We start from the raw sequence: 14,854 nt of genomic DNA, 5'->3' as shown, positions 1-14,854 counted from the left end.
TTATGCTTAATACCCATGTTTTGAACAAGTTAAAAGAACTTCAGACCATTTTGTCTGAAAGATTCATATTGGAAAAAGAAATAAAACAAATGCCTCAGAGTCTTACAACACAGCAGGATATGTTAAAAAGGTTAAAAGAAGATTTTATTTCTAAGAACCAAAAATATGAGTATGTAAAGAATAAAATAAAACAATTGACAATTCAATTGCAGGAAGCAGAAAATAAGAGAGTTGGAATAGAAGCAAGAATGGAGCATCTTGAAACACAAAGAGAATATGAAGCTGCAGAAAAAGAAATTGCATATGCAAAAGAGAAGGAAAATGAAATAAGGCGTGAGCTACAGAAAGAAGAAGCCAGAGCAAAAGATCTTGAAGAGACGATAACGAGAGAAAAAAATGTTATACAATCTGCGGAAGATGACATAAAGAATGAAGAAAGTCTTATAAATGAAAAACTAGCTGAAAAACAAGCGAAACTTAATGAATTAATGTTAAAAGAAAAAGAAATAACTCCTGATTTGGATCCGGATGTTGTTTTTAAGTTTTCTAGAATCATAAAGAGCAAAGAAGGTATAGGTATAGTGCCTGTCATAAAAGATGTTTGTACTGGTTGTAATATTTTACTCCCTAGAGAATTTGTAAATAAGATAAGAAGAGCTGATGAGATAGTATTTTGCCCCCATTGTTCTAGGATATTGTTTTTTCAACAGATTGAGGATGAAAAAGAAAACTTAGTATATGAGAGTGATGTGTTTGGTGAACTTTCTGATTTGGTAGAGGAAGATGATTTATTCGAAGATGAGCTTTTTGAAGAAGAACAACTTGATATATATGATTCCGAAGATGATATATATGATTCCGAAGATATTGAAGACGATGAAGATGATGAAGATGATGAAGAACTTAAAGATGATGATGATTTTGTAGATGATGATTTTGTAGATGACTTGGACGATGAAGAAATAACAGATGATGATATAGAAGATGAGATCTAAAGTTTTGTCAGCAGGTGTGACCATCGCCCTTGATGGGAGGAAAGTCCGGACTCCGTAGAGCAAGGTACCAGATAATTTCTGGGCAGGTTTTCCCTGACAGATAGTGCCACAGAAATAAACCGCTTGATCTCAAGCAAGGGTGAAAAGGTGGGGTAAGAGCCCACCGGTCAATAGGCAACTATTGATGCTAGGTAAACCTTACCTGGAGCAAGATCATGCAGCAGGGGTTTGCTCGATCAATACCTGCGGGTGGATCGCATAGAGTTTATACACCATTAGATAAATGATGGTCTAATACAAAATCCGGCTTATACACCTGCTGACTTTTTTCGTTGACTTTTTTTGTGTTTTATAATTTAATGTTCTCACAATATGAATAACAATATTTTAATATTTCCTAGAATATTAGTTTATTTGCTCTTACCTATTTGTTTAATGGGAGTATTGTTTTTTTTTATATATACTAATTCCAATTTAGTGATGATAAATAAACATGAAAAGAATGAACTTGAATCATTGTGGAATGATTCTGATTATTGGAAGATAATAGATAAAACAGAAGAATTGTTAATAAATGACCCATTAAATACCTTGTATATAAATTTTAATGCTATATCATATTTGGCAGTTGCTTTTTCCGTACCTGATAATTCTACTTCTCAACTTTATATTAGTAAAGCTGTTTTAAGAATTAGAAAATTTCTTTTCTTAGAAAATGATGCCAACTTGCGGATATATTTTTATTACCTCCTGGGGAAAGCTTATTTTCTAAAAGGAGATTCATATCTTGATCTTTCGGAAAAATATTTGCTTTATGCTTATAATAAAAAATATGAATCTGCTGACATAGAACAGTATCTTGGACTTCTATATTCAAAAAAGAAAAAGTATCAAGATTCTAATCTGTTTTTAGAGAAGGCCTATTCTAAGTTGCCTTCTGATATGATAAAGCTGGCAATATCAAAGAATTATTTTTATATGGGTGACTTTAACAAAGCTCTTAATAGTGTAGATACTGTTTTGACAAACAATAATAAAGAAGCTGCTATTTATTGGGATGCACTTCTACTAAAAGGAGAAATCCTTTATGAGAACAAAGAATATGATAATGCAAAGAAAATTTTTGATATTTTGATTGCTAATAATAAACATAATGCACTAGCTTATTATTTTGTGGGAGAAATAGCTTTTGCTTCAGGAAATAAAATAGAAGCTAGAGCCTTATGGCGTAAAGCTCTAAAGTATGATTCTGATAATCATGATATTATCAGTAGATTAAAAGAAACTGATGGGGGTTTTTAATGTCACTTAAAGATTTTTTGAAGGGATTGGCACCTGATATAGGTATTGATCTTGGTACATGCAATACTCTTATATATGTTAGAGGTAAGGGGATTGTTGTTAATGAACCGTCGGTTGTTGCAGTTGAGAGAGGCACAAAGAGGTTGTTGGCGGTTGGAGAAGAGGCAAAAAAAATGCTATGGAAAACTCCTGAGAAGATAATAGCAATAAGGCCTCTTAGAGATGGCGTTATTGCAGATCTGGAAACAACAGAGAAAATGATAAGATATTTTATGAGTAAAGTTGTTTCTAATAGTTGGTTAAGAAAACCGCGTATGGTTATAGGTGTACCATCTTGTATAACAGAGGTAGAACAAAAAGCTGTAGAGGCAAGTGGTGAAAAAACAGGTGCAAAATCGGTAAAAGTTATTGAAGAATCTTTAGCTGCTGCTATAGGTGCTAATATTCCTATCTATGAACCAGCCGGGCATATGATATGTGATATTGGCGGAGGTACTTCAGAAATATCAGTAATATCTCTTGGTGGAATGGTTGTCACAAATGCAATAAGAATAGGTGGTGATGAATTTGATGAATCTATTATTAAACATATTAGAAGCGTTCATAATCTGATTATAGGTGAACAAACCGCAGAACTTTTAAAGAAAACTATTGGCAATGCTGTTCCAGACGGGAAAATAGAAAAGATGGAAATCAAAGGAACGGATGCTATAACAGGACTACCTCGCAGGTTGGAAATAGATAGTGTTGAGGTTAGAGAAGCGTTACAAGAACCCGTAACAGCAATAATAGAAGAAATAAAGAAAACCTTGAGTGAAACCCCACCTGAACTTGCAGCAGATATAGTAGAAAGAGGTATTGTTTTAACAGGAGGAGGGGCTCTTCTAAAGGGCTTTGATAAATTGGTTTCAAAGGAAACAGGGGTGCCTGTTTTTGTTGCAGAAAATCCATTACACTGTGTAGCTATCGGTGCTGGATTATACTATGAATACGAGAAAGAAATGGAAAAAAGCAGATTTGGTACAGATAGAGTTTATTAAGTATGAACTTTAATCGAACTAAGTCTTTTAAAGATATTTGGATAAGGGTATTATTCTCCAGTTTATTATATTTGTTAAATATAATTTTTCTAACCAATCCTGATAATTTTCTAGAAAGATTAGGGGTTTCCATATTATCTAAAGTGGAGAGTATTTTTATATATACTAAATCAACTTTTCATAACTTGTCTCTATATTTTGAAAATCAAAACGAATTGATTGAAAAAGTAAATAATATGCAAGAAAAAATAATAAATTATGAAGAGAAGATAACGAAATATAATGTTATACTAGAAGAAAATAAACGGCTTAAGAACAACTTGGGTATCTTGCAGTCTATCGAGTTTTCAGTAGAATATGCCTCTGTAATTTCTAATGATCTTTTAAGTGCTGATATATCTTTTTTGATCGATAAAGGAGAAAGAAATAATATTCATAAAAATAATCCTGTAATTGTTGTCATAAAAGGAAAGCCGGTAATACTAGGGAAAGTAATGGAAGTATATGATGATACAGCTAGAGTAATGACAATATTTAATAAGCAGTTTTATATTCCTGCTAAAATAATGGGTAGTAACAATATTGGGCTCATAAATGGTATGGGTTCTAATCATAACTATTTGTCAATGAGTTATATCCCATACGCTTATAAGAATGACATAAAGATAGGTGATATTGTTGTTTCTTCTTCTTTATCGTTAATTTTCCCGGAAGGATTGAAAATAGGGGTTGTAAAAGAGATAGTTGCTAATGATTATGATTCTTCATTGAAATTATATATTGAACCTTATGCAACTATTGGCCAAATTGAAGATGTATTTATTATAACAAAATCGGTTAAAAAAGATGAGAGAGAAGAATAAAGATTTTATAAAATTTTTAATAGCTGCGTTTGTATCTGTGATAATACGCAGGGTATTTGCTGGTTTCAGTTTTTCAAATATAATTCCAGATATCACGTTAATAACATTAGCTTTTATAATATTGAGTAATAAAAATTCGTTTTTTAAAATTCAACTGCTTGCCTTTAGCCTGGGGATTGTTGAAGATATTCTCTCAATAGTACCTATGGGCTTTTGGGGGACAATCAGGCTTACAGAATGTATTCTTTTGCAAGTGTTTAGTGATTTTATTGAAACATCATATGTTTCTTTTTCAATAGGATTTATAGTTCTATATATTTTACATTTTTTTGTTTTATTCTGGTTAGGCGAGCTAGTAGGTGTTAGTGTGGATTTTCCGTTATTTCAGAATATTTTGAATATATTTTTTTCGTTAACACTAATCCCTTTAATAAGATATTTATTTGTAAAGCTAAAGTTGATAGATGGTTCAAAATGGGTTTAACAGTTTTAGGTAGAAAAAATAACCATCGTCTGGTTCTTCTCATGATTTTTGTGATAATATTATTCATTATATATATTTTTAGATTATTTTATTTACAAATAATTGCAGGTAATTGGTATCAAAATCAAGCGAAAGAAAATGTGAATCGTGATATAATTTTAATTCCTAAAAGGGGAGATATTTTTGATACCAATTTTTCTGTCAGACTTGCTACAAGTTACGAATCTTTTTCTTTATATATTACTCCTGGAGATGTTCCTGCAGGTCAATTGGAAGAAGAGCTTGTTAATCTATCATTGCTTTTAAAAAGAGATAATAACTTTTATCTTGATAAAGTTAAAAAATATAATCCAAACACTTTTTCGCCTATTCTGCTTGATAAAGACTTGTCCTTTTCGGATATTACACGAATAGCTGAAAACATATCCAACTTTCCAGCTATCAGTTGGCAAAAAACACCAATAAGATTTTATCCATACGGTAACACTTATTCTCATCTGATTGGCTATGTCGGAGAAATAACAAGTACAGAACTAAAAACTCTCTATAATAAAGGATATACACCGGGAGAAATTATTGGAAAAACTGGCTTGGAAAAACAATATGAAAAAATTCTTAAAGGCAAATCAGGTAAATTGCGTAGGATTGTAGATGCAAGAGGCCAAATAATTGATGAAAAGATTAATAAAGCTCCAGAAAGTGGAAAAGACTTGATTATCAGTATAGATCCTTATATTCAAGAGCTCAGTCAAAAGGCTCTTGGGGAACGAAATGGTGCTGTTGTTGTTCTAAAACCTGTTACAGGAGAATTATTAGCATTATATTCATATCCAACATATGATCCAAATTTATTTTTTAATTCTAAAACCGGTTCAATGGAATTTAAAAAATTAAGCTTGGATCCCTCCTTTCCATTTATCAATAGAGCTATACAGTCAACTTTCCCTCCTGCTTCAACATTTAAACTTGTTATGTCTACTGCTGCATTGGCAGAAAAAGATATAACGGAAGAAGAGACTGTTTTTTGTTCTGGCTCTTATATTTATGGTGATAGGGCTTTTAACTGTTGGGTAAAAACAGGTCACGGAGTTGTAAACTTAAGAAAAGCCGTGGCTCAATCCTGTGATGTATATTTCTATAAGCTTGGAGCTGAGAAACTTGGTGTTGAGAAAATATCACAATATGCCAATATGTTTGGCTTTGGAAACAAAACAAACATAGATCTTCCCGGAGAGGTGGCAGGTATTGTTCCAAATCCAAAATGGAAAAAAGATAGATTTAATTATCCTTGGCTCGGTGGTGATACCGTAAATATGTCTATTGGTCAGGGATTCTTAGCAGTTACTCCAATTCAAATGGCTGATATGATTGCTATGATAGTTAATAATGGATATATAATTACTCCTCATATTGTAAAGGAAATTAAAGATCCTGTAAGTGGGTATACAATTGAATCTCATAAACCGGAGATACTTACTGCTGTAAACATTAACGAGGAAATATTTATAAAATTAAAAGAACTGATGCGTGCAGTTATTACAGAAGGAACTGCTAAATCCGTTATTACCACAAATAAAGTAGCTGTTGCGGGAAAAACAGGAACAGGAGAAGTCGGACTTAAAGATAGGTTTGTCTCATGGTTTGCTGCGTATGCACCATATGATACAAAAAATCCCAACGATATTGTTGTTGTTGTTGTACTGGTAGATGCAAGTAATAACTGGGAATGGTGGGCACCTAAGGCTGCAAATATTATTTTCCATGGTATTTTTACTAGAGCTAAGTATAATGACATTATAGATGAGTTAAAAAGAACGGGTGCATGGTATTTATACTAGTCAGGAGTATATATGGTTAATATTAATATACAAAGCATATGGAAAGATCAGGATTGGTCCATTTTATTTATAGTGATTATATTGCTTGTTATAGGTATCCTTTTTATATATTCCAGTAATGTTGATTCTGATAACAAGTTGGTTAGCTATGAATTTGTTAAGCAAATATTATGGAGCAGTGTTGGATTTATTTTGCTATTATTTTTTTCTTCTGTCAATTATAGATATTACAAAGAGATATCTGTTTATATTTATTGGGCAAATATATTCCTTATTATTATAACTTTGATTGTTGGAAAAACAGTAAGTGGAGCTAAGGCCTGGTTGGGAATATCTTTTTTAGGAATACAACCGTCAGAGTTTATGAAGATATCAGCTCTTCTTCTGATATCTTCATATACAGCAAATAGAAATTTAAATTATAAAGATATCAATTCTATACTTAAAGGCTCTTTAATAATATTTTTTCCTTTTATACTTATTCTTTTACAACCCGATTTGGGAACTGCACTTGTTTTTATTCCTATATTTTTGACGGTTATTTATGTTGCTGGGGCTTCTTTTAAATATGTGATTTTTATAATTTTCTTCCTTTTTTCTTTATTCCTATGGATAATTTTCCCCTTTTTAGGAAAAGCTTTGGGTTTTGATGAATCAATTATACTTATTTTTACATCAGACCTGACAAATATTATTTTATTAACCTCATTGTTTATATGTATAATTTTATTGATTGCATATTATCTTACAAAAATTAGAATATTTTACTGGGTTAACTATTTTATGTTAATATTCTTCTTTCCTCTTGGTGTGTCTATCCTTGCAAGAAAAATTTTGAAGGATTATCAAATAATGAGATTAGCTGTCTTTATTGATCCTAGTGTGGATTCTAAGGGGGCAGGATGGAATATTATACAGTCTCTAACTGCTATTGGTTCCGGTGGTGCTGTGGGAAAAGGTTTTTTAAATGGTACTCAAAGCCATTTAAGATATCTTCCTCAACAAAGTACTGATTTTATTTTTTCTATTATTGCAGAAGAATGGGGATTTTTAGGAGGTACTGTTATTTTTTTATTATATGCCTACTTAATTATTAGAATGATATATGTCGCAATGCAATGTTCTGATGTCTTTGGAAAATTGTTGGCCAGTGGTATTGCTACCATATTTATGTTTCATTTTTTAGTAAATGTGGGAATGACTATGGGAATAATGCCAATCACAGGAATTCCGCTTCTCCTTTTATCGTATGGGGGCTCCTCAACTTGGATGTCATTATTAGCTATCAGTATTGTTTTAAATATATCTAAAAATAGATATAGTATTATAGTATAGGACGTTATATGATATATACAAATGTTAGAAATCCCATACAATATATGGGTGGGGAGGCTGGAATATCCCATAAGTCTTTCTCCCGAGACAATCTAAATATTGTCTTGTGTTTTCCTGATAAGTATGAAATTGGTATGGCAAATTCTGCTATTAAATATTTGTACACCCGATTAAATTCTTATCCTCATATAAATTGTGAAAGAGTCTTTATTCCTGATACGGATATGGAGCAATCTTTACAGATGAATAATGAAGAACTCTTATCTCTTGAAACGAGGACGCCTATTAAAAAATTTGATATATTAGCTGTATCAATAGGTTATGAGCTTTGCTTTACAAATATTTTTACATTATTATCATCTTCCAATATACCTATTTTTACATCAGATAGAAAAGAAACAGATCCTGTTGTTATAATTGGTGGTCCTGCTGTTACAAATCCATTACCATTTTCAGATTTTGTTGATTTTGCATTTATAGGAGAGTTTGAGGAACTTGGCGAAAGTTTTTTTTCATCGATAAATATATTCGAAATAAGGAAATATAGTAAGAGAAATTCTATTATAAATCATTTTAAAAATTCTACTAATTGCTGGTTTCCTGGAAAAAAAGAAAAAACTTACAGAGCCATATGGAAAAATTTTGGCGAGAAATCTTTCAAAATAAAATTTCCTGTTCCATCAATAAAAATTTCACAGGATAATGGAACTGTTGAAATAATGCGAGGATGTCCTAACGGATGTAGATTTTGTCATGCGGGCTTCTTTTATAGACCTCAGAGAATTAAAAGTATAGTAAATATATATCAAGAAGTTTTTTGGTTGTATAATTACTATGGATATAGAGATATTACTTTAGCTTCTTTAAGCAGCGGAGATTATCCTCAAATTGGGGAATTGGTGGATAACCTTAATGCTATATTTGCCGATGAAAACATTTCTTTTGCTCTTCCTTCATTAAAAATAAATTCATTTTCTCTTGAGTTATTGGACAAGATAAGTGTTGGTAGAAAGAGCGGATTAACCTTTGCGATTGAAACTCCTTATGAGAAAGGGCAAGTGCAGATAAATAAAAACATAGATAAAAATAAGATAATCAATATTTTAAACCTGGCAAAAGAACGAGGATGGAGAAGTGCAAAATTTTATTTTATGCTAGGTTTGCCGGGAAATTTGGATGATCCTTCTGAAGTAAAAGGCATAATAGATTTTATTAATAATATATATGAAAAAACAAAATTAAACCTGAGTATTAGCTTGGGAACATTTGTGCCAAAGCCACATACGCCATTTCAATGGGCAGGGCAGTTATCTCCAGAAGAAGCGAGTTTGAGAATAAAGGAAATTTTAGATGCATTTATATATAACAAGAGAATAAAGATTAGCTATCATAATCCTCTTCAATCTCTGATAGAAGGTATTATTTCCAGAGGAACTCACGTTTCAGGTGAAATATGCTATAAAGCATGGAGTAGGGGAGCCAGATTTGATGCATGGGATGATTATTTAAAGGAAGATATATGGTTAAATCTTTTTAACAAAGAATATAATGATTATGTAAACTACATAGTTTCAAAAAAAGAACTAGAAACTGAATTGCCTTGGGACAATATTAATATAGGATTATCAAAGAATTATCTTAAGAAAGAATACCTATTGTCAAATGAAAAACAATATACAGATATATGTGTTGATACTTGTAGTCATCCATGTGGAATATGTAATTCTAAAATAAGAATAAAAAATAATTCTAATGGTCAATTACTTAAACCTTTAATTTTTAAACACTTTGTCAGTTACGATACAACTGCTATTGTTTATATGAGATTTTTTAAAGAAAAAACAGCTCAATTTATTTCTCAAAGGAACCTAGTAGATGTCTTCCAAAAATCTCTCACCAGAGCAGGGTTTAAACTAAAACATAGCAATGGTTTTTCTCCTCATCCAATTATGGAATTTTTGAACCCAACACCTATAGGTGTCGAATCTCTGGATGAAATGATTAAGTTTGAGATTCTGACATCCAAGTGGGGAGTGCTTGATGTGATGCTAAAAACAAGATATCTAAATCAATTTTTTCCAGAAGGAATATCCATAAAAGAAGTTAAATTGTTTACTTATAAAAAAGGCAATAAAAAACCAAGCTCTATATCCTCTTTGCATATTGGAAACAAGTACAGGATATACTCTGAGAATATGAAGGAAATTCTAGATAAGCTCAAAGATAGTATTTTTGGAGACAAGATTGCAATAAAAAAAGATACTCTAGTAATAAGTTTGGTTCCAGAAAAAAAACCACTAACAATAAAAAAACTTATTGAGATAACTTCGGAATTTCCTGTACATATAACAAAAGAAGAAAGTATACTGAAAATAGGTAATTATACTCTTAACAGTCATCAGTTTCTGCATTCTTTGAAATATTCCATAGAGTATCCATAGATTTTAAATCCAAATTTTCAAAGTCTGGATTTAGTTGGTGCATTTTTATAAATCTTTTTTTTATCTTCTTTAGTGTCATTAGTAAGGATTTTTCAGGAGAGATTTTTTCCTTTCTGGAGAAGTTAATTACAGAGAATATTAGATCTCCTATTTCCGTAGATAAGTTTTCTTTGTTTTTATTATCTTTATTGAATTCGTGTTCAATTTCCAATATTTCTTCTTTTATTTTATTAAGAGGGCCTATGGAATCTTCCCAATCAAATCCAATCTGTGATAATTTTTCCTGTAATACATATGTTAAGATGTAGGGGGATTTAAAACTGTTTTCAAAATCATTATTAAGAAAATCTAATAAGTTGTTGGTAATTGCTTTTTTTTCCTTTCTTTTTTCTTTGTTCCAGTGTGTTAAAGCTTCTTCTGCTGTTGATGCTTTTTCTTTACCAAAAACATGCGGATGTCTTCTTATCAACTTATTGTTTAATTTGATAAATATGTTTTCGTAATCCAACTGAGATTGTTCTTTATATATTTGAATGATCATGAATAATACCAGAATAACATCTCCAATTTCTTCTTCGATATTTTCAATATCACTATTTACTATAGCAATGTTTAATTCTGCGACCTCTTCCCATAATGCGTCAAGCATTGTCATAGGGGTCTGTTTTTTATCCCAAGGACATCCGTTAGGACCTCTTAGTGTTTCTATTATAGATTTGAGTTCCTCTATTGGGGAGTTGTTCATAATATCTCCTAATTAGACAGAATATATATTATCAGAAGCTGACTTTATGGTATTATATAACTCGTAACATTTATTGGTTTTAAAAACACTGCACTACTGTAGATACTGTTGAGTTGTTCGTCTACTCCGTAGGACATGACAACAAAGCATAAATAATAATAGCTTCCGGATTGAGTAAAATCATCTTGTCCTATTGTTAGATTCATAAATGATAAGTATTCACCATTAACTTGTACATTCCTTCTTATAATAAAATCATAATTTTCATCTCCGGAAACAAATATTTTTCCTTCTGTTGCATCTGTTATGATATCTACGACTATATCATAACTTCCTGTTTTGTTAGATATTGGTATAAGTGGTAAAGATGGTTTGTCTGTTCTTATCACTCTCCTAAAGCCATACTGGGATAAAACCGATTGGGTATTTGATATTTCACTTTCTATTGTTGTTTTTGTCGTCAAATATGTTTCATTTGTCATAAATGTATCTCTACTACTATATTCTGAATCTGCTGCAAAAAATTTATAATATAATTCAAAACCAGTGAATGCTACAATGCTTGAATTTTCTCCGGAATACGAAAAACCTGTTTTTCCGCTCTGGATGGATAACGGCTCTATTGTCGTTGGATCAATGCTGTACAATATATATCCCTGCTCAAGTCCACATGAGAATAGAATTGATATATTTAATATTATAAATATATATTTAATATTTTTGTAAAAGTTATTCATCTACTATGTCAATCAACTCATAAATGAGTACAGGTTTGTTTTTGCCTTTTACACGTATATTATCAAGCTCTCTCACAATCACGTGTTCTTTTACAAGTGCATAAGTATATTCGCTGATTATAATGTTTGTCATGTACATCTTATTGGTTCCTTCCAGGCGTGCTCCCAAGTTGACATTATCACCCATTAAGGTATAGTTCATCCTACCTGGGGACCCCATATTGCCAACCGTCATTATGCCTGAGTTTATACCTATTCCAATATTCAATCTTTTTTCGGGTGGCCAGCTTTCATTTAATTTTCTTAGAGCATCCATCTGTCTTATAGCACACTTACAAGCTCTTAAAGCATGATCCTCTTGTGATATGGGAGCTCCCCAAAAACACATTATTTCGTCACCAACATATTTATCAAGTGTGCCATCCAACTCGAAAATGATATTAGTCATTTCTGTCAGATACACATTGAGATGGTTTACTAATTCCTGAGGAGTCATTGTCTCCGATAGTGTTGTGAAGCCTCTTATATCAGAAAACAGGACTGTTAGCTCTTTGTCTACTCCACCCAATTCTGGCGGATTTGACAAAATTTGATCAACAACACTTGGATTAACATATTTGCCGAAAGTTTCTCTTATTAGTCTTTTATCTTTTTCTTCTGTCATAACTCTGTATACAACGATTGAAACAAAAGAAAATAATCCGGCAACTATTGGAAATGCTACATCCATAGTAGTATTGTAGATATCAAAAACTATAAAATTAGAAATGAAAAAGAATCCAAGAGAGATAAAAAGAGTTAAAATAAATGCTACTGGCGTGGACATTCTGGAAGAATAAAAGCAGATTAGGAGTATGAACAGAAGAAGAATTGCTATATTGTAATAGTCTTCCAACGGAGTTATAAAGTTATTCATCAAAATGGTGTTTAATGCATTGGCATGGACTTCTACACCGTACATAAGGCCAAAAGGAGTTGGCTTTTCATCTGCTGCCATTCCTTTTGCAAAGGCTCCTACCAATATTATTTTATTAGCAACTCCTCTTGATGGTCGCCATTTATCCTGGTTACTTGGAGGAATGTTAGTTGCATATGCATAATATGATTTAACGGGAAAAGTTTGGTATCCTGTTGGATCAGAACCTGGACCCATGAAATTTATCAACATTTTTCCTTGTTCGTCTATGGGGATTTTTAACTCATCGAGTTCTTGATATTCGGTCTGTTTTATTATTTCCCCATCTTTATATTGTGCTGGTTGTTTTACTATTTTATAAGTTTCCCATTTTCCAGTGCTGCTATTGAATTTCTGCGGATTTTTTATTTTTATATATTTTCCTAAAACAACTTCAACATCATCAAGACTTTTATTCATATATTGAAGAGCTAATGACAGTGTAATTGCAGGAATAAATTCATCTCTGTATTTTTTTACAATATAATAAGTTTTATCTATAACACCGTCTGAATCAGTATCCTCTTCTACAGGGGGTGCCATTTTCTTTAACGTATTTTTCAGCTCTATTATACTTTGATTTGTTAGAGGATATTTTACGGAATGTTCAAAACCTTCTTTATCCACCCATGCTAATCTCTCAAAATAATTTCTATTCAATTTGTAATCTGGTGTTAAGGATTCTACTGGTATTACATCGATTAAAGTACTTAATTTTGCTATTAATGGTTGTCGTCTGAATATTTTGTCTTCATCTGCTATATAATTGGCATGCCCATATCCCTTTACTGCTTTTCCGTATGGTACAAGCGGAGGTTGCATGCCATAGAAAGGCATTACAGCTTCCCAGTTTCCTTTTATGTTTTTTATTTCTCCATATGTATCAACTAGAGTTTTTTGCCTTTTATATAGTTCTTCTTTGAATTTAAGAGGGGGTTCTCCGAGTTCCAGCACGGTTTCTAGAAAAACTCTATTGTTATCTTGTATGCTTTTTACCAGCAAAGCATCGTTATATGCATCTTTCTGTGGTTCTACGAAAAATATATCTAACAAAATAGAATTTTCTCGCTGAGAGATATCTGTGACTCTTGTAAAACCGTTTATAAGATTTGCATGTACAGCTCTATCGAAAGGCCATTTACCTATGTTGCTAAGAGTCTTAAAATCAATTCCTAGAATCAGAATGTCATCAGAAATTTTGTGAGTTCTTATAATTTGAGTTCTTCCCTCTGCTGTCTTTATTTCTCTTGTTGCTTCCGGTTTTAACATCAAAAAGGTATCAAAAACTTTTAGTTCTAATCTTTGCGGGATAGATGTGTAGAGTTTTAGGAGGAGGAAAACAAAAAAAATAAATAGACCAATCATCAAGCCGAAAATTTTAGGCTCAAATATTTTTTTCTTTTTTACTGACATTTTTGCCTCCTCCTAATATTATCAGAGGTTTAATTACTTATCTCAAGTAGTAGAAGTCGTTGTTTTGCGATATTTGTCCACATGCTGTTTGGATAGTCCTCACTAAGGCTGCTGTATTCCTTTATTGCATCTTCCTTTTTACCTGTAGTTTCCAGTAATCTTGCCAGATTAAACTTTGCTCGAGGAATAAGAGGTTTTAAACCTGATGCTATTATATCTTTATAGGTCTTTATTGCATCTTCTAGTTTACCATTATTTTCCATACATACAGCCAGATTGCTTAAAGAAACGAAAGAAAGATAGTTTTTATTGGCAGAGGCGACTTTTTTGTAGTATTCTGCTGCTTTTTCCCAATTTTCTTTTTGGTAGAACAGTTCGCCAAGTATATAGTATGCTCTCTGTGATGCAAATGTATTTTTGTAATCTAAAGCAATTTTCTGCAATCTTTCGGTTAATATTTTTTCTATTGCCTCTTTTTTAGTTTGATCTGTTTCTGAAATCCATTCACCTAACTTTTCTGTCAGGTTCTCCAGCTCTATGGCAGCTTTTTTGTTTTTTGTATCTATCACAGAAAGGTATCCCATAACTCCTGTGAACACAACAATTACAGCAACAGCAACAGCTGTAATTATCCATCTGTTTTTTAAAATAAATGAGATAATTTTTCCATTAGCAGCAGGTGTTTTTTCCTGAGGTTGCATAATAA

Annotated in this window: 12 protein-coding genes and 1 other RNA gene; 9 read left to right on the top strand and 4 right to left on the bottom strand. The window is 31.8% G+C overall.

The window, feature by feature from the left end; genetic code table 11:
- The first annotated feature begins 2 nt into the window (after positions 1-2).
- From WKV44_04215 to WKV44_04175, 9 genes are all read left to right on the top strand, one after another.
- The gene (locus WKV44_04215; GenBank protein MEM5947743.1) at positions 3-995 is read left to right on the top strand and encodes a C4-type zinc ribbon domain-containing protein; all 993 of its coding nucleotides are present in this window, start codon (positions 3-5) and stop codon (positions 993-995) included.
- A gap of 7 nt (positions 996-1,002) precedes the next feature.
- An RNA gene (gene rnpB / locus WKV44_04210) (RNase P RNA component class A) lies at positions 1,003-1,322 on the top strand.
- 153 nt (positions 1,323-1,475) lie between these two features.
- Entirely contained in the window at positions 1,476-2,297 is an 822-nt protein-coding gene (locus WKV44_04205; protein ID MEM5947742.1) for a tetratricopeptide repeat protein, read from the top strand.
- Positions 2,297-3,337 (top strand): rod shape-determining protein, encoded by a 1,041-nt coding sequence (locus tag WKV44_04200; protein MEM5947741.1) that lies wholly within the window; start codon positions 2,297-2,299, stop codon positions 3,335-3,337. Before WKV44_04205 ends, WKV44_04200 begins: the two co-directional genes overlap by 1 nt.
- A 215-nt stretch (positions 3,338-3,552) precedes the next feature.
- Positions 3,553-4,200, top strand: a complete 648-nt coding sequence (gene mreC, locus WKV44_04195; protein ID MEM5947740.1) for a rod shape-determining protein MreC — start codon at positions 3,553-3,555, stop codon at positions 4,198-4,200.
- On the top strand, positions 4,184-4,684 hold the full coding sequence (locus tag WKV44_04190; GenBank protein ID MEM5947739.1) for a hypothetical protein: 501 nt from the start codon (positions 4,184-4,186) through the stop codon (positions 4,682-4,684). The genes mreC and WKV44_04190 overlap by 17 nt, the downstream gene beginning before the upstream one ends.
- Positions 4,675-6,522, top strand: coding sequence for a penicillin-binding protein 2 (gene mrdA / locus WKV44_04185; protein ID MEM5947738.1), 1,848 nt, complete (start codon positions 4,675-4,677; stop codon positions 6,520-6,522). The genes WKV44_04190 and mrdA overlap by 10 nt, the downstream gene beginning before the upstream one ends.
- A 12-nt stretch (positions 6,523-6,534) precedes the next feature.
- Positions 6,535-7,857: a rod shape-determining protein RodA gene (gene rodA / locus WKV44_04180; protein MEM5947737.1), complete on the top strand. Its 1,323-nt coding sequence runs from the start codon at positions 6,535-6,537 to the stop codon at positions 7,855-7,857.
- Between the two features lie 8 nt (positions 7,858-7,865).
- A complete protein-coding gene (locus WKV44_04175; GenBank protein MEM5947736.1) occupies positions 7,866-10,298 on the top strand; it encodes a TIGR03936 family radical SAM-associated protein in 2,433 nt (810 codons plus the stop codon).
- Here WKV44_04175 and mazG read toward each other — a convergent pair.
- The 4 genes from mazG to WKV44_04155 are packed head-to-tail and all read right to left on the bottom strand — an operon-like array spanning position 10,246 to position 14,849.
- A complete protein-coding gene (gene mazG, locus WKV44_04170) occupies positions 10,246-11,043 on the bottom strand; it encodes a nucleoside triphosphate pyrophosphohydrolase (protein MEM5947735.1) in 798 nt (265 codons plus the stop codon). The genes WKV44_04175 and mazG overlap by 53 nt on opposite strands.
- Before the next feature lie 44 nt (positions 11,044-11,087).
- A complete protein-coding gene (locus tag WKV44_04165; GenBank protein ID MEM5947734.1) occupies positions 11,088-11,780 on the bottom strand; it encodes a hypothetical protein in 693 nt (230 codons plus the stop codon).
- A complete protein-coding gene (locus tag WKV44_04160; protein ID MEM5947733.1) occupies positions 11,773-14,148 on the bottom strand; it encodes an adenylate/guanylate cyclase domain-containing protein in 2,376 nt (791 codons plus the stop codon). Before WKV44_04160 ends, WKV44_04165 begins: the two co-directional genes overlap by 8 nt.
- 29 nt (positions 14,149-14,177) lie before the next feature.
- Positions 14,178-14,849 (bottom strand): tetratricopeptide repeat protein, encoded by a 672-nt coding sequence (locus WKV44_04155; protein ID MEM5947732.1) that lies wholly within the window; start codon positions 14,847-14,849, stop codon positions 14,178-14,180.
- Between the last annotated feature and the right edge of the window lie 5 nt (positions 14,850-14,854).

The organism is Spirochaetia bacterium 38H-sp, from assembly GCA_039023545.1.
GTDB lineage: Bacteria > Spirochaetota > Spirochaetia > Winmispirales > Winmispiraceae > Rarispira > Rarispira pelagica.
The sequence above is the reverse complement of the archived record's forward strand: the minus strand, read 5'-3'. Positions and strand labels throughout refer to the sequence as shown.

Bases quoted from the DNA above. Each gene is read 5' to 3' on its own strand.
- WKV44_04205 (MEM5947742.1), top strand. From the start codon at position 1,476: ATGATAAATAAACATGAAAAGAATGAACTTGAATCATTGTGGAATGAT.
- mrdA (MEM5947738.1), top strand. From the start codon at position 4,675: ATGGGTTTAACAGTTTTAGGTAGAAAAAATAACCATCGTCTGGTTCTT.
- WKV44_04165 (MEM5947734.1), bottom strand. From the start codon at position 11,780: ATGAATAACTTTTACAAAAATATTAAATATATATTTATAATATTAAAT.
- mazG (MEM5947735.1), bottom strand. From the start codon at position 11,043: ATGAACAACTCCCCAATAGAGGAACTCAAATCTATAATAGAAACACTA.
- WKV44_04200 (MEM5947741.1), top strand. From the start codon at position 2,297: ATGTCACTTAAAGATTTTTTGAAGGGATTGGCACCTGATATAGGTATT.
- rodA (MEM5947737.1), top strand. From the start codon at position 6,535: ATGGTTAATATTAATATACAAAGCATATGGAAAGATCAGGATTGGTCC.
- WKV44_04160 (MEM5947733.1), bottom strand. From the start codon at position 14,148: ATGTCAGTAAAAAAGAAAAAAATATTTGAGCCTAAAATTTTCGGCTTG.
- WKV44_04190 (MEM5947739.1), top strand. From the start codon at position 4,184: ATGAGAGAGAAGAATAAAGATTTTATAAAATTTTTAATAGCTGCGTTT.
- WKV44_04215 (MEM5947743.1), top strand. From the start codon at position 3: ATGCTTAATACCCATGTTTTGAACAAGTTAAAAGAACTTCAGACCATT.
- WKV44_04155 (MEM5947732.1), bottom strand. From the start codon at position 14,849: ATGCAACCTCAGGAAAAAACACCTGCTGCTAATGGAAAAATTATCTCA.
- WKV44_04175 (MEM5947736.1), top strand. From the start codon at position 7,866: ATGATATATACAAATGTTAGAAATCCCATACAATATATGGGTGGGGAG.